This is a genomic window from Scytonema hofmannii PCC 7110, from assembly GCF_000346485.2.
In the GTDB taxonomy this organism is placed as follows: Bacteria; Cyanobacteriota; Cyanobacteriia; order Cyanobacteriales; family Nostocaceae; genus Scytonema; species Scytonema hofmannii.
Genome location: NZ_KQ976354.1, coordinates 5,802,816 through 5,823,553, shown reverse-complemented (window position 1 = coordinate 5,823,553; position 20,738 = coordinate 5,802,816). Strand labels below are relative to the sequence as shown.

15 protein-coding genes and 1 pseudogene are annotated in these 20,738 nt (G+C 39.5%); 11 read left to right on the top strand and 5 right to left on the bottom strand.

Annotated elements, in window-relative coordinates; translation table 11 throughout:
* Positions 1-132: 132 nt before the first annotated feature.
* Both WA1_RS24180 and WA1_RS24175 read right to left on the bottom strand, forming a co-directional pair.
* Positions 133-501: pseudogene (locus WA1_RS24180) on the bottom strand (aspartyl protease).
* Positions 498-815: a hypothetical protein gene (locus WA1_RS24175; protein ID WP_017739962.1), complete on the bottom strand. Its 318-nt coding sequence runs from the start codon at positions 813-815 to the stop codon at positions 498-500. The pseudogene WA1_RS24180 and the gene WA1_RS24175 overlap by 4 nt, the downstream one beginning before the upstream one ends.
* Before the next feature lie 236 nt (positions 816-1,051).
* Here WA1_RS24175 and WA1_RS24170 point away from each other — a divergent pair, with 236 nt between their 5' ends.
* Complete coding sequence (locus WA1_RS24170; RefSeq protein WP_017739963.1) at positions 1,052-1,627, top strand: Uma2 family endonuclease; 576 nt, start codon at positions 1,052-1,054, stop codon at positions 1,625-1,627.
* A 16-nt stretch (positions 1,628-1,643) separates the two neighbouring features.
* Here WA1_RS24170 and WA1_RS24165 read toward each other — a convergent pair whose 3' ends face one another.
* The 3 genes from WA1_RS24165 to WA1_RS24155 all read right to left on the bottom strand — a co-directional run bounded on the left by WA1_RS24165 (position 1,644) and on the right by WA1_RS24155 (position 5,401).
* Positions 1,644-1,847 carry a hypothetical protein gene (locus WA1_RS24165; protein ID WP_017739964.1) on the bottom strand — a complete coding sequence of 68 codons (204 nt, stop codon included), beginning with the start codon at positions 1,845-1,847 and terminating at the stop codon, positions 1,644-1,646.
* A 580-nt stretch (positions 1,848-2,427) separates the two neighbouring features.
* Positions 2,428-3,063: a Uma2 family endonuclease gene (locus tag WA1_RS24160; RefSeq protein ID WP_017739965.1), complete on the bottom strand. Its 636-nt coding sequence runs from the start codon at positions 3,061-3,063 to the stop codon at positions 2,428-2,430.
* Positions 3,064-3,220: 157 nt separating this feature from the next.
* Positions 3,221-5,401: a DNA phosphorothioation-associated putative methyltransferase gene (locus tag WA1_RS24155; RefSeq protein WP_017739966.1), complete on the bottom strand. Its 2,181-nt coding sequence runs from the start codon at positions 5,399-5,401 to the stop codon at positions 3,221-3,223.
* Between the two features lie 131 nt (positions 5,402-5,532).
* Between WA1_RS24155 and WA1_RS24150 the strand changes: the two genes are divergently transcribed.
* The 10 genes from WA1_RS24150 (at position 5,533) to WA1_RS24105 (ending at position 20,245) form a co-directional block, all read left to right on the top strand.
* Positions 5,533-6,102: a Uma2 family endonuclease gene (locus WA1_RS24150; RefSeq protein ID WP_017739967.1), complete on the top strand. Its 570-nt coding sequence runs from the start codon at positions 5,533-5,535 to the stop codon at positions 6,100-6,102.
* A 588-nt stretch (positions 6,103-6,690) separates the two neighbouring features.
* Positions 6,691-7,614: a DUF4007 family protein gene (locus tag WA1_RS24145; protein WP_017739969.1), complete on the top strand. Its 924-nt coding sequence runs from the start codon at positions 6,691-6,693 to the stop codon at positions 7,612-7,614.
* 16 nt (positions 7,615-7,630) lie between these two features.
* On the top strand, positions 7,631-11,143 hold the full coding sequence (locus tag WA1_RS24140) for a hypothetical protein (protein ID WP_017739970.1): 3,513 nt from the start codon (positions 7,631-7,633) through the stop codon (positions 11,141-11,143).
* A gap of 22 nt (positions 11,144-11,165) precedes the next feature.
* Positions 11,166-11,963 (top strand): phosphoadenosine phosphosulfate reductase family protein, encoded by a 798-nt coding sequence (locus WA1_RS24135; protein ID WP_017739971.1) that lies wholly within the window; start codon positions 11,166-11,168, stop codon positions 11,961-11,963.
* Positions 11,964-12,075: 112 nt separating this feature from the next.
* Positions 12,076-12,759, top strand: a complete 684-nt coding sequence (locus WA1_RS24130) for a hypothetical protein (RefSeq protein ID WP_017739972.1) — start codon at positions 12,076-12,078, stop codon at positions 12,757-12,759.
* Between the two features lie 3 nt (positions 12,760-12,762).
* Complete coding sequence (locus tag WA1_RS24125) at positions 12,763-15,066, top strand: ParB N-terminal domain-containing protein (protein WP_017739973.1); 2,304 nt, start codon at positions 12,763-12,765, stop codon at positions 15,064-15,066.
* Positions 15,067-15,347: 281 nt separating this feature from the next.
* Positions 15,348-17,612, top strand: a complete 2,265-nt coding sequence (locus WA1_RS24120; protein ID WP_017739974.1) for a DUF262 domain-containing protein — start codon at positions 15,348-15,350, stop codon at positions 17,610-17,612.
* 231 nt (positions 17,613-17,843) lie between these two features.
* Positions 17,844-19,010, top strand: a complete 1,167-nt coding sequence (locus WA1_RS24115; protein WP_201789117.1) for a cysteine desulfurase family protein — start codon at positions 17,844-17,846, stop codon at positions 19,008-19,010.
* Positions 19,011-19,065: 55 nt separating this feature from the next.
* Positions 19,066-19,266, top strand: coding sequence for a type II toxin-antitoxin system VapB family antitoxin (locus tag WA1_RS24110; RefSeq protein WP_017739976.1), 201 nt, complete (start codon positions 19,066-19,068; stop codon positions 19,264-19,266).
* A 124-nt stretch (positions 19,267-19,390) separates the two neighbouring features.
* The gene (locus tag WA1_RS24105; RefSeq protein ID WP_017739977.1) at positions 19,391-20,245 is read left to right on the top strand and encodes a DUF4007 family protein; all 855 of its coding nucleotides are present in this window, start codon (positions 19,391-19,393) and stop codon (positions 20,243-20,245) included.
* Positions 20,246-20,738: the final 493 nt, after the last annotated feature.

The window sequence follows — 20,738 nt, the reverse complement described above, 5'->3', positions numbered from 1 at the left end:
GTGAGGTACACCGAAGAAATAATTAACCGCAGCCTGTAGCAGACGGACGCAGATAAATTTGTACCTCAGCAGCCCAGAAAACGCTATAAATAGTGGTAGTGCGATGAGTGACATAGTTCGAGAATAAATTGATTAAATTAACTCTAAAGTTACTATATTTTGACTATAATTAACGACTAATATAAATAATTTCAGCCATTGAGAACCTAGTAAAACTTCCTAGATTTCATCTCCAGCAAAGACAGGAATTTCCCACTCTTGACTATCTATTATTACCCTACCACTATAAACATCAAATTCAGTTTCTCCTTGAGCAGTTCTTAATTTATTTTGGCGCAAAAAAGACCAATCAAGACTTTGTACATCTTGTTTGTTCATAGCTAAAAATTCAGTAAATCCTGTATCTAACATTGTTTCTACAGGAAAGCTGAAGTTATCCCCTCCAATTAAATCAATTTCAAAGTAAACTTGACCTTCATCTCCAAATCTCCCCTCAATCATATTCTGCCACTAACTCCTGTTTCATTAATGCCAAAAATATGATGAATCACATTAGGATATTTTTCTCTGGCCATTTTACTTGCTACCTCTTGATCCCGATCGATAAAATAATCACCACTATCAGGTTCAATGGCAATATACCAACCATAGTATTTATCTAGTATTTCTGGTTTTAAACGCTCAAAAATCACCCAACAACGCTCATAAAATTCTTGTCTTCTGGCTTTTTCTTGAGCTTTTTGTGCTGGAGTCCATTGAATTTCCGGAAATACTCTCCCACGTCTGACAATTCTTTCGGGTGAAGAGTGTGTCATATTTTTGACCTCATTAAAATTTATTATCCATATTTCATGATAATTTGCAAAGGTTTTAAACGATCTTACTAGAACGAGTCATTGGGGTGGCGGCTTCAGAAAAAGCATTGCGAACTCCGGCAATGTTTGCGTTTCTCGATCTTCTGCCTCATATGAGCGATCGATGGAATAGCACGAAGAAAGTTTTTATGTAGAATGGGATATAACTAGAGCGATCGCGTTTATGGAGCTTCGGCGTGAGTATCTTGACACTAGATTTATCTCCTGTTGGGGACTTAACGGAGGATGCTTTCTACGAATTGGTGAAAGCGAATCCAGAAATGAAGTTTGAATGTACAGCATCTGGAGAACTAGTCATCGTGTCGCCAACAGGTGGGGAAACAGGAAATCAAAATTTTGAGCTTTATCTTGAATTAGGGATTTGGAACCGTCAGCAAAATTTAGGGAAAGCGTTTGATTCATCAACGTGTTTCAAACTCCCCAATGGAGCAAATCGCTCTCCAGATATCACTTGGATTAAGTTAGAAAGGTGGGAATCTCTAAGTTTCGAGCAACGACAAAAATTTCCACCAATTGCTCCAGATTTTGTGGTTGAGTTGCGTTCTGCAACTGATGATTTGAAGACTTTGCAGGCTAAGATGCAAGAGTACATGGACAATGGAGTTCGTTTGGGTTGGCTGATCGATCCACAGAACAAGCAGGTGGAAATTTATCGCCAAGGACGAGAGGTGGAAGTTATAAAATCTCCTACAACTTTATCTGGTGAAGATGTGTTGCCTGGTTTTGTTTTAGATTTGCGTGGTATTCTGTAAATGGAATTAAGATGAGCTATAGTTTTGACAATGTACATAAGGGTAAATCGTTTTTATAAGCTTCATCATTTGTACTAGTTACCATTGCCACCAAGATCCCTAAAATTTTATCTACAGGTGGAAACAAATATATGGTAGGGTCAATGGTTACTGCATTATTTCTTAGACTCAAAAAAGTCCACTGTGTTGCTGTAGTAACTACACCAAAAACTTGTTGCATATCTTTATTAAACTTATTAGCAGTTTTAAAAGTCTTGGGCGAATAGAATTCGCTACTATACAAACGAAGTCCGCCTACGCGGACTCATGAAAAATCAAGGTTTTGAAACCCACGTTCGCGTAGCGTGCATGAAAAGCAAGTAGGAATTGAGACTTTTCAAACATCCTCTTAGATGGAAGCTCTTCATCAGAAACAGCAATATATATAGCTGTGATATCTTGACTCTTCTTTTTGAGCTTATCGCGTATGGAATTTTGGGCTTTTTTTTAAAAATTTTTTGCTCGCTACGCTCTTGTAAACTCCCAACCATGTTCGCTGGTAGTGTACAACCTTGTCTCCAGCCTAACTAAGTGATACCTTCAGGGCTAGGTTCAGAAATAGGATATGGTTCTTGTTGGGAAGGATTCATTTAACTTTGTCATTCTAATCCAATACGTTTGCCTGTTAGCCAATCTATCGTGTCATTATTTTCGCTTACCTTAGAATCAATACCTTGAGTCACCGTTTCAGTAATCGCGGTTGTTACCTGTGTTGTCTATTTCCTCCTTAAGTTTGTGGGCTTGCATCAGATTTTCCTCATTTACAAAGCCAAATTAAAAATTTGTTGTGCGGTGAGGTTAAATTGTGGGAAAGTAGGAGAAGCGATCGTATCACTGCCTCTAAAGGTAGTTTTTACATATTCCCCGTCAATTAGCTCGTAGACAAAGATAGTGGGTTGCTTGGGATAGCCGATAAATTCACGTCCTCCCAAGGCAGCATAATCTACAATCCAGTATTCGGGAATGCCCATAGCTTCATAATCGCGACGTTTATCGTAGTAATCGTCCTGCCAGTTGGTACTGACAACTTCTACTATCAGTTTAACGGAAGTAGCATTTTGAATAATTGATTCACTTTCCCATCGAGTCTCAGTACCGATAGTTTCTTGATTCAAAACAATGATGTCCGGTTCGTAGCCGGATTTATCACGGTACGGTTTGACAATCGATTCTCTGGGGATTGTCCAAATGTCGATTTTACCCATATTATCAATTGTTGTTATCAACCTTCCAGCGAGAGAGCCTGTTAAATTTGAATGCTTCCCTCTAGGCTTAGGCATCTCTATAATGACTCCATCATGCAATTCGTACCGGACTTCTGAGTTTTCTGGATACCATTCGATAAATTCATCAAAAGTATATAATTTTGCTTCGGTTTGTGCTTGGGCTTTGGTCATCAGTGACTACCTCCACATATATTCAACTTTATCATTTCTCAACACGAGTATGGTGTTGAGAAACTCAACAAATGCCTGTAAATGTTGGGTTTCGTTCCTCAACCCAACCTACGTATTTTCGTATTTTTACGCTTAACCGAGCGAAATTGCACTCCGGTCACTGGTCACTGGTCACTGTTCCCTGATTCCGCCTTTTCTCCTGACGGTTGCGAACTGCAGAACGCAGTACCTTGAGTTTATAAGGGTCAGCATCTTTGCGCCAGAGCAATTGATATCCGTTGAGAGTAGCACAGTGCTCTGCCAAACATTTAAGCCAACCGGAACGATGACTGATACTGCGCCAATCATCCAATAGTCCCCAGTCTTCTTCTTGGCGGGTTAGTTTGGCAAATTTCTCGTAAAGTGGATAATCCGGTGTTACTAAAGCCTCTTTATAATGAAGCACGGGCGGATTATCATCTGTATCATAATCTCGATAGCTGACGTGCAAGTCTTGTAAGTTAATAATCATACAAGTCTTGAGTGTCGGATGGGGGTCTGTATCAAAGTTGGGGTAGTAGAGATAAGAAATTTTGGCACTTTTGGTGTGAAATTTAATAACATTTGCTTCTTCCAAACGACCAATAGTACGACTTGCACAACCTTCATAAAGGCGCAATAGGGAATCGAGCGATTGTAGGGCTGAGATATGAACCCATAGAGAATTTGGCAGTTTTTTCCCCACAGGGCTGTTCTGACAACATTCCTGAATAATTTCTAGATTTCCTACACTGAGCAGCATTATATCAGCATTGACACAGGCTTGCTTGTAAGTGCCAAATAAGCCTTTAATGTCTTCCTGAACTTCGGGGGCTAAATCTCTCAGTTTTGGGCGATGGCTGAACTGGCTCAAAGCGAAATAAACCATCAAGTCTTGACGGCGTTTTTCAGAAATTTCCTCCCATTCTTCCAGGTTGGTTGCTTGCAAAATGACTTGAAAAGCACGTCGCAGGGTACCAAATTCTGAATTGATATTATCTTCTTGTGGCAGTTCACCTTTACTAGGAAAGCGACCCCGTTCTGTAAAAAAAGCCATCAGGGGTGCAAGCAGTTCTTGATAATCTTCAAATCGTTTAATGCGAGAACGAACTCTGGGGGTTGTGGCGCGAGAACGGTAGCGAGAAGCTCGAAACAACTGTGCTTGAGCTTCATCGCGGAAAACAAAATAAACGCCTAAAGCAACGGGAATGGCATCAACACCAAGAACTTGGTCAATGTAACGTTTGAGTTCTTCTTGCTCGTAGTACTTCTGAAAAGTATTGCGGGTTGTGATGACTCCATCTTCATAAGCAACAACACCCCTGGTGGAGTCAGCTATCAAAACTTGGGCTGAGACAAGCAGAACTTTACGGGTGAGTTCCCAAGCTAGAAGCAGCGCCTCTCGCCGTTCGCTTGGAGTTTCTATAACGTTTATGACGTACCCAAGATTGACGATATCGGCAGAAGTTTGGGGCGTCTCTGGTGAGTAGTAAGGGTCCCAGCCCATACTGTTATAACCTTTTTGGGCAATTCGACGAAGATCGCCGCCATGTCCGCAACCATAGTCAAAAAAGGTGGTTTCTGAAGTAAATAAGTTGGCATCCATTGCTAGGCGCACGGGACGGGACAAATCGTTGCGGTAAATTGCCGCTTTATGACGATCTATCCGAGGTACAGATGATTCACTAGCAGGTTTTGCTTGTTGCTGTGATGTACTGGGAGTTTGATGTTGTATGAGATGATGTCCCTGAATTTCTACCCCAAAGGCTTGCAAGCGCCTTTGCCATCCTTCTCGCGTACCAATGTTTCTAGAATCGTTCAGTAAACCTAATGTTTCTTGAGCGATCGTCAGTTCAGCAAACTGTTGGTATAGGGGATAGTCTGGTGTGACAAAGGTTTCTTTGCGATGGAGAATGGGAGGATTTTCTGAGGTACTGTAGTCCCGGTAAATTGTTTCTAGAGTTTCGGTATCAACCTGGATACTTGCTTTTAGGGCTGGATGGGGGTCTGTATCAAAATCTGGATAGAATAGGTAGGAAATTTTTGGCTTGCGGGTGCTAAATTTTACAAGCGTTGCTTCCTGGGCTTGGGGAACTACACTTCTGGTACGGCTTTCATATTGCTGGAGTAAGGGGTCAAGGGCGGATAGTGCTGTTGTGTGGACGTAAAGAGCTTCTGGCAATAGCTTACCAACTTGACTTCGCTGACAGCAGGATGCGATCGCCCGTAATGACTCCACACCCAGTTCCGCTCTAACCTGAGATTTCTCAGTTAAGCTAGTTGCCTCAAATTTGTTCAAGCTATCATTATCTAGAGCCATTGGGCTTACTTGTGGAGAACTGCTACTAGCAAAATCGCTGAATGCCTGACTGTAATGTTAATCTTCGCACAATCAATCGTATTTGAATCACTTTTTCCAAGTTTTTCACCACAATCAAACAAAGGAGTAATATGACTATTGCATCACCCGTAGAACGTCTTTTGAAATTTGAGGAGTACTTAGCTTACGATGACGGAACTAATGACCGCTATGAGTTGGTTCGTGGGAGACTGCTTTTAATGACGCCTCCTACTGTTAGACACCTGTTAATTGCCAAGTTTATTGAACGGATTTTAGATGCTGAAATCAATCGATTGAAATTAGCATTGGTCGCTTTAAGAGAAGCGGGGGTACAAACTGAGGTTGATAGCTCCAGATTACCCGATGTTTGTGTGGTAACAGAAGAGCAAGTATCAGAGCTAATGGATCGAACTGCTGTTTTTCGCGTTCCCGCACGACTAGCTGTTGAGATAGTTAGTCCTAGTTCTATAAAACGGGATTACGAGGAAAAACCCCCCGAATACGCTAACAAGGGTATCCCTGAGTACTGGATTGTTGACCCCATGAAAAACCAAGTGACGGTATGTCTCTTAATCAATGGTGGTTATGAGTCAACCGTTTTTATCGGAACACAGCAGATTGTCTCTCAGATCTTTCCTGAATTGGTGGTGACGGCTGAACAAATTCTAACTTCGAGATAAGGAAGGCAAATCACGACCGATCCCTGTTTTACGTAAATTCACCAGTTAGATTTATGTTGCAAAAGAAACAATTGTAGTGCTATGCTGAGTGCAGTCATTTATCAGAAATAGTCGAGCTTTTAACTTACAACCTAAGCATCCCTTTACCCGAAACATGGTTTCTCTGCTACAGTTTTCCTGTTACTGAAAGTAAAGGTTAATGGTATGTAGTGCCAAAACGAGAAAGTCAAGAACTTGTGATAGAAGCTTGCCAACGACTCTACATGATTAAAGGTTGAATGCGATCGCCCTTGGCGCAAGCCGTACCTGGCTTATCGCGACTAACGACACTGTTTTCCAAATGATCGCGTTCAGTTAAGTTGGGTGCTTCAATCGTCATTAGTTCAGTTATACTAAGGAGCTTAGACTTATTATTTAAGCTGGGTTGCTTTAAGTTGGTTTACGCTGTTGTCGTCAAAAGCTAAAATTGCTGGTTGATTGAGAACTGCTGTCAGCCAAATTGCTTAACGCCTGACTGTAACCCGAACAGTGCGCCAAAATTAGGATTTTCATAATTTTGCCCTATAATTTGTTAATTTATATGAACTCATGGGAACACAAATTAACCTTGACTTAGATGTTGATATTCAACCAGTTGTTGACGTTAATCCCGTTTTTGCTCGCCATGAAACCTTTCACCCTCGGTTTGGTTGGATAAAAAAGGGTTTTGATGCTGCTGTAAAGGATTCAAGTATCTTTTTGCGGGAAGATGCTCCCGTGCGGCTGGGCGTAGGAAAAAACATGGTGAGTTCTATTCGTTACTGGTGTAATGGGTTTAAAGTGCTGGAAGAAGATCGCCCATCTAATTTTGGCGATCGCCTTCTCAGCGATGATGGTTGGGACCCGTTCCTTGAAGATCCAGCATCGTTATGGCTTTTGCATTGGAATTTACTCAAGCCACCATGTAATGCAGCTGCATGGTATTTTGCGTTTAACCTTTTCCGAAGCACAGAATTTTCACAAGACGAATTACTGAATGGATTGTGTAGCTACAGAGATAATGTTGCATCTCGCATTGTTGAATCTTCATTAAAAAAGGATGTTAGCTGTATTTTAAGAATGTATGTAGAACAAGGAACCTCTAAAACTGGTGTTAGTGAAGATAGCTTGGATTGTCCCTTCACGGAACTGGGAATTGTTCATACAGCAGGAGATTCCAGACACTATACTTTCCGAATAGGTGGAAAAGGGAATTTACCTGCTGAAATAATCGTTTCCGCTTGTTTGGAATACGCGAGTTGGGTGGGACGAGAACAAAGAACTATCTCTATATCCCGTCTAATGTACGAAATTGGTAGCCCTGGAATGGCGTTTAAGCTTTCGGAAAGTGCAGTATGTGATGCTATCGAAGAGGTAGCAAGAAATTTCAACTCAATTGCACTTTCTGAATCTGCGGGCTTAATTCAATTTTCATACAAAGAAAAGCCAGATGTGCTTGCAGAAAAGATTTTAGACGAATACTACAGAGGTTAGGTTGGTGAGACAAAAAATGAACAAATTCTTATCTGAATATTTCGACCTTCGGCGGCGTTATTCTCGTTCCATCAACATTGAGCGGGATTTTGATAACCTTGATACTTTGGTGGGCTATATACCTACTGAAAGAACGGTTGATGCAACAAGACGTATATTAGCGGGATTGACTGGAACCTCTAACCATCGTGCTTGGACGCTGACGAGCGTATATGGTACAGGTAAATCTGCCTTTGCTCATTTTTTCGCATCTCTATGCGCTCCAGAAACAAATGAAGTACGTGGTGCGGCTTTAGAACTGGCATCCTTAACATTCGGTTCTCGTAGTTCTGAATACGAAGTTCTTACAGAAAGTATACCCAAACAGGGTTTGTTCCGGGCTGTGGCTACAGCACAAAGAGAACCAATAAGCAATACAATTGTTCGTGCATTAGAACGAGGAGCCGAAGCTTTTTGGTCACCTCAAAAACGGGGTAAACTTAGCGTAGCTCGAAAACTGGTAGACCTGAGCACACAAGTTATAGAGGGAGAAAAGATAGACAGTCGGGAAATTCCGATTCTGGTAAAGGAAGTAGCTTTGGCTGCTGAAACAGATATTTTGCTGGTAATTGATGAATTAGGTAAAAATTTAGAATTTGCTGTCCAAAACCAAGGTGCTGAAGATTTATATCTGCTACAGCAACTAGCTGAACTTTCAAATGATAAGAAAGTATATGTAGTAGGTGTGCTGCACCAAGCCTTTGCAGATTATAGCGAAAGGTTAGCGACTGTACAGCGTAATGAATGGGCGAAGATTCAGGGCAGATTTGAAGACATTCCTTTTCAAGATTCGCCAGCACAAATGATGCGGTTAATTTGTCAAGCAATTGACCGTTCGGGTGCAGAAGGGCTGCGGCGTGCAGTTCAAAATCGAGCAGTTGAATGGTTTGATAGTTTGCCTAGCGATATAAAAGCTGACTACACACCAGCATTGCTATTTGATACTTATCCTTTGCATCCCATCACAGCAGTAGTGTTACCTACGTTATGCACTCGATATGCTCAACACGATCGCTCATTATTTACATTTCTCACGAGTGCTGAACCATATTCTTTTAAAAATTTTCTTAAGGAAACAAAAGTTGAGGGTCATGTTTTACCAACACTAAAGCTGGATCAACTCTACGATTATTTTATGGAAGCAGTTGGTACGGGTTTTGCTTCTCGACCAAATCTTCAGCGTTGGGTGGAAATTCAGAATTTGATTGCTGATGTTAGTAAACGTTCCGATTCTGATGATAGTTTACGGGTTTTGAAGACGATTGGCATTCTGAATCTCGTGACGACTACAAGTCCTATGAGGGCAACTCGTAGTCTAGTTACATTAGCAATGTGTGACGCTCCTTCTGATAGTGCCAAAAACTATTGGGAAAAAGTGATTGAGAATCTTCAGCAAAGAGGTATTATTACTTATCGTCGGCAAATAGATGAACTGAGAATTTGGCAGGGGTCTGACTTTAATGTTGATACGGAACTCACCACTACTATAAATAGCGATCGCTCGTCTTTAGTTGATCTTCTTTCTAACATCCGTCCCCTTTCACCAGTAGTTGCTCAGCGTCATAGCTATAAAACAGGTACAATCCGGTACTTTGAACGTCGCTACATAGATAGTTTAGAGGATTTCAAGGAATTGGAATGTTCAAGCAATAATTGTGATGGTTTGGTTGGTTACTGGATGGATGACTCTGAACCAACTCATGTACCTGTGACGACAGCTGATGGTAAGCCTCTAATTATACTGTGTGCAGCTAAGTTAGATATATTGCGAATTCGAGCGAGAGAATTTGCTGCATTGAAGAAGATTCAAACAAATGCTCCTGAGTTGCAAACTGATGGCGTAGCGAGATTAGAAGTTCGCTATCGTTTGGTACAAGCTGAACAATTGTTGGATGAAACCCTTTCCCAAGCATTTGATATTAGGGAAAATCACAACCTGTGTTGGATTCAGGGCAAACAAGAAGCGATCGGTCACATTACAGATTTCAATGCTAAACTTTCGGATGTCTGCGATAAAGTATACGATCGGGGTCTTATTCTTTGGAACGAACTGATTAATCGCCGTGAAGTCACTTCCCAAGGCGCAAAGGCAAGGCGGGAATTAATTGAGGCGATGCTTGAACGTTCGGAACAGGAAAGGCTAGGGTTGCAAGGGTATGGACCAGAAGTCAGTATGTATTATTCTGTACTTGCTGAAACAGAAATCCATCGTCAGGAAAACGGTGAATGGGGATTCAACCCACCAAACAAACAGTCAGGTGTTTGGACAGTTTGGGAGGCAATAGATGATTTTTGTTTGCAAGCTACGGATAAATCAGAGACGTTGGATAATCTCTATAAACTCTTTGAAGCACCTCCTTATGGTGTTAAAGGTGGTGTTATTCCGGTATTACTTGCAGCAGTTTTGTTGTACCACGTAGATGATGTCGGTGTTTATAAAGATGGTACATTTATTCCTGTTTTGGGAGGAGAGCATTTTGAGTTACTTGTGAAAGATCCTTCTCGGTTCTCTGTGAAGTACTTTGAAGTGGTGGGATTGCGATCGCAAGTCTTCAAAGAACTCGAGGCGATTTTACGTAAAAAAGATGCAGCAGTTTCCCCCAAAATAAGAAACACTACCTTATTAATGGTGGTGAAGCCTTTATTTCAATTTGTTAAGAAATTACCAGTCTACACCCTCAAAACCAAGCGTTTAAGTAAAGAAGGACTAGCTGTGTTGCAAACGTTACAGCAGGCACAGGAACCTGATGTACTGCTATTCACTGCTTTACCACAAGCTTGTGGCTTACGTCCCATTGTTGCGAGTCAAGAAGATGATGGCACAGTAGCAAAAACATTGCGAAAAAAACTTGTTTCAGCACTGCATGAAATTCAAACTACATACGATTGCTTACTCAGTGATTGTCATGCCCTTCTTTACAGCGCTTTTTCCGTGCGGAGCAATGAGGAGAAACTGAGGGAAGATTTGCGGGTAAGAGCAAGTTACTTAACAGGTCACGTGATAGAACGCCGATTAAAGAGTTTCGCTGCGGCGGCTGCTGATGAAACAGCAACGGACTCCGAATGGCTAGAGTCAATAGTGATGATTATTGCTGATAAACCCGCTACTTCTTGGACAGATGAAGATGTAACAAATTTTGAAATTAAGCTGTCAGACATTGCAAGACGGTTCAAAAACCTTGAGGCATTACAGAAAGATGCTCAAACTCGTAGCAATGAGGGATTTGAAGCACGTAAAATTACAGTAACTCGCCCAGACGGGCAAGAAACTCACTCTTTGGTTTGGTTTGACCACGAAAACCAAGCGCAAATTGATGATGTGGTAGATAAATTGTGGGATATTATCAATAAATTTGACAACCCGCAATTTCACCAAGCTGTTGTAGCCAAATTGACTGAACGTGTGTTAGGCTCAACAAGAATCGATAACCTTTCTCCAAGGAGAGATAAACTTAATAGTGACCAATTAAAAGTAAACAGCGATCATTGACCAGGGCAAAAGCAAGAAGAGTATGGGTAAGAAAGAAAGACATATTTTAGGTTTATCCGGAGGCAAAGATAGCACGGCCTTGGCTGTTTTGCTACACAAGGAAATTCCGGACATGGAATATTTCTTCTGCGACACGCACAAGGAACTAGAGGAAACCTACGAGTATCTAGACCGTATCAAAGCTAGGCTGGGAATAAAAATTGAATACCTCAGCGCTGAGCGTGGATTTGACCACTGGCTTGACATTTATGGTGGATTTTTGCCCTCTCCTAAAATGCGATGGTGTACCAAAAAAATGAAAATAGAGCCGCTAGAAAAGTTTGTAGGTGATGATGAGGCTAAAAGTTACATTGGCATTCGGGCTGACGAAAATCGAGAGGGTTATATCTCCACCAAACCTAATATCAAACCTATCTTTCCCTTTAAAGAACGAGGACTCGTAAAGGCAGATATTATTCGTTTGCTTGAAGAAAGCGGAATTGGGATGCCAGATTACTATCGTTGGCGCAGTCGATCTGGTTGTTTCTTCTGCTTTTTCCAACGGAAGTATGAATGGGTAAAGTTGGCAGAGGAGCATCCAGACTTATTCGCTGAAGCTGTAAAATACGAACAGGAACATAAAGACGGTAGGAGTTACACATGGACTGAAGGAGAAACGTTATTAGAACTTCTCGAAAGAAAAGAAGAAATTATTATTGAGCATGAGAAAGCAATGGCTAGGGAGAAAATACTTGCTCCCGGTAGATCGTTAGCAGAAGCGCTAAATTCTATACTAGAGGAGGAAGATGATGAACAGCCTTGCTTTGCTTGTCATTTATGAATTAAACGCTAAAAATATAGGCTCTTCAGTATCTGTTAATTTAGCATAACAAGTACTGAAGAACCAAAATATAAAAAATCAAATCATTTTACGAGATTATTTAGGTGAATAGATGCAAAAAGAGCAAAGGCAGTTCCAAGGTGGAGTGCAGATTGCACGAATTCCTCCTGTATCAGGTTTATACGCTTGGTATTATAGACCACTTGTGGTAGATACTCTTGTTGTCAGTCAGACTATTGCATCTTTTCTTGAAACTCCAAGTGAAATGCTGACAGAGATCGAAATGCGTTATGGTGTACATTTAGTATCAAAATCTACCTTGAAATTTGTGTATGGATCTCAAAGACAGATAGCGTCAGAAGTACTTGATGAAGTTGTAGCTTGCGCTGAAAATTTTCTAATTGACTTGTTTAAATCTAATGCCTTGTATTTTTTTACTAGACCCATTTATATAGGTATAGCAAAGAATTTATATCGAAGAGCTTATTTACAACACTATATATCTTTAGATGAGATGTGGAATGATACTTCCTCAATCAGTAAACACCTGAATATCTTTCCTAATGCAAGTGTTAAATCCACTATGAAGCAGCTAAATATACCTCATTCATTTCCTCTTGAAGCAAGAGTTAGAAGAATAGCTCCAAGAGACTTAATGGTACATATATTTCCTACTAATTCTCTTCCGGCTGAAATTGGTGAAGATAATGATGATACCGAATTTGATACTACTTCTAGACGTGCTTTAGAAAAGCTTTTACAACTTGTCTCAGATCCAATATGCGGGAGGCGCTAATTTATGTCATTCAGTTTTGGAGTCCAGAAAGATCCAATTTACGGAACTTACGGTGAATTTACTATTGGCTCTGATGATAATAAGGTACGTGCTCAATTTTTATTAACAAAGATGAAACCTGGTTCTGAAGGTAGCTGGGAGAATGCTTTAGCCTCTCAGATGGTTCCTTGGCGTGAAGTGTTCAATATTGAGGAATTAACCTTTGATGAACTTCTACAACGCGATCTTGATGACTCTCGTGTTGCTCACGACCTCATACCTTACTTACTAGGAGCTTCAGGTGCATTTGCTAGATTTTTTCCACCAATTCTAGCAGTTTTAGTTCCTAAAAGAACCGATAAAACTGGCATTAAATCTTATTATCCTAATCCACCTAATCAAAGTGAAGTTTCAATTAGCTTTGGTGATTTATTTGATTTTGAAATAGCAAAAATTGGAGAACAAATTAGTCCTCTTGGTGTAATTAGATATAACAGACAGCAAACAGCTTTCATTATTGTGGATGGACAACATCGGGCTATGGCAGTTTTAGCCTTGCACCGTCAGATTAATGATAGCTGGGCAGGAAATAGTTATGCTGCTTTTTACAATCATCTTTCATTAAAAGAAGCTCAAATCAGAAATATAGAACTACCAATATGCATAGTTTTCTTCCCCGATTTATATGAAAATAACGAGAAATATAAACATAAGGGTATTGATTTAAAAACAATATGTCGAGAAATATTTTTAGTTGTTAACAAAAATGCTAAGCCAGTTAGTAAATCACGAGAACTTTTATTAGATGACGAAGACTTGGCAGCAAGGATGATGCGAGAAACATTGTCAAAGCTTAAAGGTCGTGGCGAGTCAGAAGCATCAATTGCCCGAATCTATTCTTTTGCATTTGGTGATGCAGTCTCAGAAGCACAACATAGGAAAACCGAAGTTGTTGTAGGTCAGCTTGAATACACATCTGCTGTGGCTCTACATAAAATGCATGCAGCAGCATCTTTCGGTATGCCTGCAGCTTTTAATTTAGAGCAGACACAAGATATTACGGATGGTAGAAAGACACAAAACTCAGAACGTTCAGCCTCTATTCTAATAGGAACAACACTTCAAAAATGGTCTTCACTTTCTCGTCGTTCTGGTAAATATCACTCTCCTGATGAAGTTCAAGAAGCTGTTAAGCTTTTGGCAGATGTAACAGATGCCGTCATACTTCCACTTTTTGACAAATTCCATCCCTTCGCTGTACATAACTATGAAATGAGAGCTTTACGCACTCGTTTATCAGACCCAGCATTGAAAGGAAATCCTATTCAACACAAATGCTACAGCTTATTGTTTGAAGGCAGTAATGTAAGAAACGTTTTTGATGAGCATATCAAGCGTCTACGAGAAAGGCAACAGAATGAGGAAAGCGCTGGTAATGATTACATCACCAATCAACTGGATGATGCTCTCTCAACGGCTTCTGCTCTTACTATGAGGCAAGAAGAGATAAAACGTCGAAGAGCAGCAAGGCTTTTTAGTATTGATTATGACAAGTTTTTTTCGATAGAAGGTAGCGAATCTGATCAAAAAGAGTTGCTTATCCGTGCTAAGTGGATTTTTGATACAGTGTCTACCCAAGCTTTCCAGCTAGGATTTTTAATGGCTGTTCATTCAATTGTTGAATTGTTAATAGAACCGGGAATATCTTACAACAGACGATTCCAAGTTATTGAATTTATAACTAATCTATATATTGCTGCACTCAATACCTATTTTTCTTCTAATTCCGATGTTGAGCATCGTACTTTAACAGGTTTTGTAAATGAAGATAGAACTAGAATATTCGATCCTAATCACTTGAGTCTTCGAGGACTTCTTTCACAAAGCATATCAGAACTTAATGAAGAACAATGGATATTCTTCCGATATGCAATTTTAGAAATAATTCACTCAAAATATGCTTATAAGACAGTATTAAATCAATTAAACACAGATAGCGCTCCTTCGCTAGCAGAAGCCTATAAAAATTCTTTACCAAATATAATAGATAGCATTTTAAAATTGCGAGCAGATTATATAGAGGCCGCTGTCAAAAAAACTCTGAACTCAAATGAATATAAACAAGAAATTCAAATGCTGTATGCTAGGTTAACTGGTGAAGGTAAAGACGCAAATGAAATTGAGAAAACTGTTCAGCAAAGACAAGATATTGTAGAGTCAGAGGTACGCGAAAAGAGCAAGCAAAATATTTATGCGAGTTTAGGAGAATTCGCAAAAGCGGAGAAAATCGTGAATCGTTTGCTAAGTATTACGGTTGAAGAAACGTAGGGTTTATTATAAGAAAAATGACTTCAAGTAGAACGTATGAATACAGAAAGGAAAAGTTAGAAATTAAAATTTGACACATGAATTAATTATGGGGAATTTAAGAAAACTCAAGGAAAATAATTTTATGTCTAATCGATTTTTAACTGAATTGATAACTCACTCAAATCTGAGTTTGTGTTGTTTAGCCTATTATTTTCAATAACTTGTTATTCATCTAATAAATAATTAACAAATTGACATCATTAAATATGAATTAGACATTTCTTTAATAGGAGGGTGTAATGGAAATATCAAGAGCGTTTAGCACGGTTAGTGAATCAGTATCATATTTTTTTAGAAGACCAGGAATTGGATATTATATTCCTCTATACCAACGAGAATATAGCTGGGATGAAGAAAACATTGAACAATTGATGGATGATATCTGTTCGGGTGTTAAAGACCTACTTGACTCTGCGGATACGCTTCACTTTATGGGAACTATCATTCTAGTGACCGAAAATGATGTTGAAAACAATGTAAAGCCACAAGATCCTCGTGCTCTTCCTACTCGTATAGATAATGTTATCGATGGACAACAACGGCTATCAACTATTACTTTACTTGCCTGCTGTTTATACAGAAGAATATGCGAAATTACAAAACAATTGCCAGAAAGAGATGAAATGGAAGAATTACAGGAAGCAAGTAATACTTATTTAAATACTCTCTTAGATGTATTTTCTGTTGACCTTATGCGTGGTAAACCTAATCGTAAGCCAATTCTTATTAGAGGTTCAATTGATGGATGGACATTAAGTGGAGATGATAATAAGCACTATAAATCCGATGTTTCTTCATTTCTAGCAAGCTTTATATGTGCTATTTATCTTAATCCAAATCAATATCCGGATCCGAGAAAAAACTCGCTCGTTGCGGATAATTTGAAAGCCATGAAATTCTGGCTCGATAAAATTGAAAACGCACATAAATTAAGTACAGAAGACTTTCCTCCAGCTTGGGACATACTGGAAAAGGTAAATCAAGTAGACTTATGGAGTTATCAGCGACCAGATCTAGTTAATTTAATTCAGCATCGTAACACTCCAATGACTGATGAACAAGAAAAAGTCTGCTCACTTGTACAGCTTTTTGCCTTTTGTTATTTCTTACTTGAACGATGCTGCCTCACCTTAATCCAACCAGTGTCCCAAGTTCGGGCATTTGATATGTTTCAGTCCCTAAATGCAACGGGGACTCCCCTTACAGCTCTAGAAACCTTCAAACCATTGGTTGTTAATTATGTTGACTCAAAGGGGAATGGATTTCAGGGTTCAAAATCAGAAGAATACTTCACACAAGTAGAAAAACTAATGAGTACCTTGCGAAGTGCTTCTAGTAAAAACAAACGAACAAATGAATATCTCAACCTTTTTGCACTAGCATATGATGGAAAAAAGTTATCAAAGCAGTTTAGCGCCCAGAGAAATTGGTTAATAGATGAATATATTAAAGAAGACAAAATCAGCTTTAGAGAAGAATTTGTCCGCCGGATGAGTGATACTGCTAACTACTGTAGTAAGTTAATTTATTCCTCCAATAAGAAAAACCTTTATAGTGCTTTAACTGAAATACAGAATGTAGCAGAACCAGAGAGAAAGGAAGCTATTCTTTGTCTACTTTACCTTCAGGATGCAGGACATAAGATGGCAAATACAATTCTGAGTCGCTTCTATGCTCTTATTTTACGCAACGAACCCAATTCAGAACGAGAATTTGTTTTCACTTGTAAAACAGTTGCAGCTTTTTTTACTATTTGGAGGTCAGCATTACCAAATACGGGTCTTGATGATGTATATCGAGACTTGCTTCACGAAAAAATGTCATGGAAAAAAGGTAATGCTGAGTTAACGGTGGAAAATTTGCGGAAATATTTTAGGAAGAAGCTAGATGATAAAGGAATAGGAAATAAAGATGACTGGAAGAAAAAAGCAGTTCAATATTTGAGATATGATAATGCTAAACAAGTTTGTCGATTTGTACTTTTTGTGACATCACATGATACTATTCCAGATCCAAGTGCTTTAGGGTTAATGAAAAATGGGATGTTACACTCTTCCCCGTACTTAGAACCAAGTAAATGGGATGATGAAAATTTTAAGCATATAGAGCACGTAGCGCCTAAATCTCAAACAAGAAATAGTATTTGGGATAAAGCGTTATATGAAAATGATGATTATGAACAAATTGGAAATTTGACTCTTCTTCCTAAAGAAATTAACAGTTCTGCTAGTAATAAAGGTTGGATTGAAAAATGGATTTACTATCGACATTTAGCAGAAACAGATCCTGATATTTTAAAAAAATTAAAGAAAGAAGCGGAAAAGCATGGAGTAAATCTATGCGAAGATACAATCAAATTACTGCAAAAGACATCCCACAAGCATCATATTGTGCCTATTGTGCAGTTAGGAGCATCTGGTAAATGGGATAAAGCTTTTGTAGAAAAAAGAACAGAGCGTATATGTGATATTCTTTGGGATCGTATGTATGATTGGCTCACTTAATCAGATGTTGAATTTGCTGCTCTAGCAATCATTTCCCAATCAGTATCGGTCAACAAAATTAAGAGGAATTTTCTTAAAAGCTCTTTTAGAAAGAAGACATCAATAGCAGTGCAGGGCGTTATGCAGTTATTGAAGCAATCAAGCAGAAAGCACATAGATATATAGGTCAAAATTTCTGATAAAAATGGATGAATTCCAAAAATCCGGTAGAGAAATTTATATTAATATCCAGTGACTAGAAAAGGTAACATCATCTACTTAGACTATCATGCGACGACTCCTGTAGACCTCAGAGTCGCACCATTGATACTGCATTACATGACCACAGCATTTGGTAATGCAAGCAGCATAGATCATGAATATGGGAATGAGGCAGAACAAGCCGTTTCAAAATCAGCTTCTCACGTTGGTAAACTAGTAAGCGTATCGCCAAAGCAAGTCATTTTTACTTCTGGTGCAACTGAAAGCATAAATATAGTTATTCAAGGCAGTCTGCTTTCTCAAGCGAACAAAAAGCACCGAATTGCTGTTCTACCTGTTGAACACAAAGCAGTTTTAGACACTTGCCACGCTTTAGCTAAACGGGGACTTGCTGAGATTGTTTACTTGAAAGTTGATTCCGAAGGGAGGCTTGACTTGGAATATCTTGAGCAAGTTTGTGCATCAGGGCTATCTTTACTTTGCGTTATGGCAGCTAATAACGAAATTGGGAACGTTTACCCCATTCAAGCTGTTGGGCAAATTGCTCAAAAGTATGGTGTCCCTTTTCTATGCGATGCTTCCCAGGCTGTAGGCAAAATTCCTATCAATTTTGAAGAGTGGGGAATTACTTATCTAGCAATCTCCGCTCACAAACTCTACGGTCCCAAAGGGTCTGGTGCTTTAGTTATCCGTAAAGGGTATCATTTAAAGCCAATATTATTCGGTGGTGGTCATCAGAAGGGCTTGCGTTCTGGAACTCTCAATGTTCCCGGTATTGTTGGCTTGGGAGAAGCTTGTCGCCTGCGTCAGTTGGAAATGGCAGAAGATGAACAAGCGATCGCTATCAAAAGAGATAGATTACAAAAATTACTGCTAAAGAAAATTCCCGATTTAGCGGTCAACGGCGATTTATCCTCTCGTTTATCAGGAAATCTCCATATTTCCATACCTGATGTTCCCAATAGTGCAGTTATAGCCAGAGTTCGGCATCAGCTAGCTATTTCTACAGGTGCTGCTTGCTCATCAGGTGTAGAAACACCTTCTCATGTTCTGCAAGCCTTGGGCTTACCCTCCAACTTAATTGAAGGAGCGCTAAGGATTGGGATTGGCAAATTTACAACGAGTGCAGAAATCGAACAGGCGGCTGAAATTCTGTCGTCTGCCGTTCATCTAATCCGTCAAGCTATGTGTTTTTAAAGCAAGGTTTATGTAAAATCTTAATTACATAGTAGTTTGCCCAAAAAGTAAGTGGATGGCAATCAATATTCAAATAGAAAAAGCATTCATCCAAGACGCCCTAGCCCTTGGCAATCAACAAACGGAGCGTGATGTGGTCAAAGTTGCCTTGGGCAAATATGTACAACGTCGCAAACAGTCTAAGGTGTTGGAGTTGTTTGGGACAATTGACTACTACGAAGATTACAACTACAAACCGCCGAGACGGGAGCCATGAGAGTTGGAGTTGAACATCAAAAACTTAATCTGTCTTGATGTATCACTTTGGAATTTTTTGGGCATCCTAAGTAAGGGCTTAATTAACTCTAGATACTATTTTTATTCTCTACCACAAAACATTCATGCCTAGGTTACAACTTAGTTTTCACACTACATTTGCTCTTAAGAAAGAAGACCTGCTTAAAATCCTTTGCACAGCTGCTGAGGAACAAGGTTTAAAAGATACTATAGAAAACTTAATGGAGAGAACAAGTTTAGGAAATAAGAAAGTTGCTCCGATGAAAAGTTGGGCGATGAGGGCAGGATTAGTTCGTGACAACTACCTTAGCCCGGAAGGAAAGATTGTTCTTGAAAAAGACCCTTATCTAAAATCAACCATCACGGACTGGTTGATGCACTTCTACCTCAGCTTTGGTGACAAAGGACTAGCAAAACCACCCGACAACCCTTCTGATTGGGGTGGTTGGTCTTACTTCGTTTATAGTTTTTTACCCGAACTCCCTACTTTCACACTAAATGAGTTAGTACAATGTAGCGCTGTTATTTTTGAGCAGGACTCTGAAAAGAGACTCATGGAAAACTTTACGATTGTTTTGAAAGCATATGCGTTGTCACCTAATAAAAATACCAAGGAAGAATCTCCTCTAAAGTATTGCCAATTTCTTACATTAGACGAAGATACATATACTACTAGAAATGCTACTTTACCCAATCCTTATCTAATTGGATACTTTCTAGCCAAATTGTGGGAACGGGATTTTGGCGATACAACCTCTGTTTTAACCGACGATCTCCTACAGCAGAAAATGGGATTAGCGCCTATTCTTGGTATAGAAACAGAAGCATTACAGGAGTGTCTCAATCAGTTAGAAACCTTGGCAATCATCGAACAGAGGCGTACTGTCTCCCCAGCCCAGATAATTCGCCGTTGGACTGACCCCTTAGCTTTGTTGGAAAAAGCATATGCTGATGGCTGATTGAAAATTGTGTGAGGTATAATCAGTGCGTTCGCGAAGCGCAAGCCGTACCCGGCTTATCGCTAGCAACCACAATCTGATTTTAAAAATATTGCAAAACCTGTCCTTTCAAATTAGAACTCAGAAAAAATCACAATTGGCAAAACTAATATCCCTCGTTTTGTGGGGTTGGAAAGCGAGCGCTATAATCTCCCTAGCATATCAGTTGCTGCGGTTTAAATTATGTTCTTTTAAGTAGTTTATAGTGTTTTCTACTCCTTTCCCGCCCAAAGACTACCTACTTAAATGAACCGCAAATGTACATTCGCAAATTAAATGTCGTAATTCGCAAATTTGTGTCGTTTTTCGCAAATTAATGTCGTTTAGAATAGTTTGTCTCATCAATTCAATTATAGGAACTTTTCGCAAATTAATGTCGTCCTGTTTCTCCATTTAGTGTCGATTAACAAATTAATGTCGCTGTTAACGAATTAATGTCGTCGAATTAGTTCCA